Raw genomic sequence first — 1253 nt, forward strand, 5'->3', positions numbered from 1 at the left:
GAAAGAAGATGTCATTACCTGGGGAGGTCTCCAAAGTTACGTGTAGCTAAATGGAGAAGTCAGCTGACGTCGTAGTAGCCAACCACCTGATAGGTTGGTGAAGGACTAAACGATAATGGTCCTTAATAAACCACGGAGCAGTTTTGTGTTACGGATAGTTTTCCAGTAAAACAGTAGCCATGGATTAAGCGGGACAGCGAAACAATTTTAGTGTTAATGATTAAACGTTTAACAAGTAAAAAGAACCTTAACGACGCCTATTTACAGGTATACCGCAACAAGGGTGGTGCAGGAGTGGACGGAGTTTCCGTAATGGAACTTAAATCCTTGCTCCGAACCCATGCCAAGCGATATATCCAACAGATAGAACGGGGGTCTTATCAGGTGTCTCCAATATTAGGAATTGAAATACCCAAGAGCAACGGCAAGAAACGGATGCTTGGCATTCCCACCGTTGTCGACAGGGTGTTTCAACAAGCACTACACCAAGTACTGCAACCCATATTTGAGACGGACTTTCAAAAGCACAGTTACGGGTTCAGACCACAACGTAACGCCCATCAAGCGGTCGCACAAAGCCTAAAGAATATTAATTCAGGGTACCAGTGCATAGTAGACATCGATTTAAAGAGCTTCTTTGACGAGGTGGAACACTATGTCCTCTTGGAACTGATATATAAAAAGGTGAAATGTAGACCCACGATGAAGCTGTTACGCTCATTTCTTAGGGCACCGATACTAATCAACGGCAAACTACACAAGCGCAAAAAGGGTGTCCCACAAGGTTCGCCTCTAAGTCCGTTGCTTTCCAATATCCTGCTTAATGAGCTGGATAAGGAACTGGAAAAGCGCGGACATCGTTATGTTAGATATGCTGATGATTTCAGTATCTATGTCAGAAGTAAAAAGTCAGCGAAAAGGGTAGGTAACAGCATCTACAAGTTTCTGCGCGACAAGCTCCGATTGCCAATAAACAGAAAGAAAAGTGGCATACGCAAACCTTTGGATTTTCAAGTATTAGGGTTCGGTTTTGTACCAACCTATAAGAAAGGGGAAAAAGGCAAATATCAGCTGGTGGCCGAACCGTCGAAGTGGAAGGAATTTAAAACAAAACTTAAATACCTGACCAAAAAGACGATACCCGCCAGTTTTGAAGAACGTATTTCACGCATCAATCTGCTGGTACGAGGGTGGATTAATTACTTTAAGCCGGCATCTATTCAGGCCAAGCTCAAAAAGCTGGAAGAATGGCT

At 43.4% G+C, this 1253-nt stretch carries 1 protein-coding gene; it reads left to right on the forward strand.

What is annotated here, in order from left to right:
• Positions 1-216 precede the first annotated feature (216 nt).
• Positions 217-1253 (forward strand): group II intron reverse transcriptase/maturase (gene ltrA, locus HCG49_RS18375; protein ID WP_168470935.1); only part of this gene is annotated, 1037 nt, incomplete at its 3' end.

Source organism: Arenibacter sp. 6A1 (genome assembly GCF_012272855.1).
GTDB lineage: Bacteria > Bacteroidota > Bacteroidia > Flavobacteriales > Flavobacteriaceae > Arenibacter.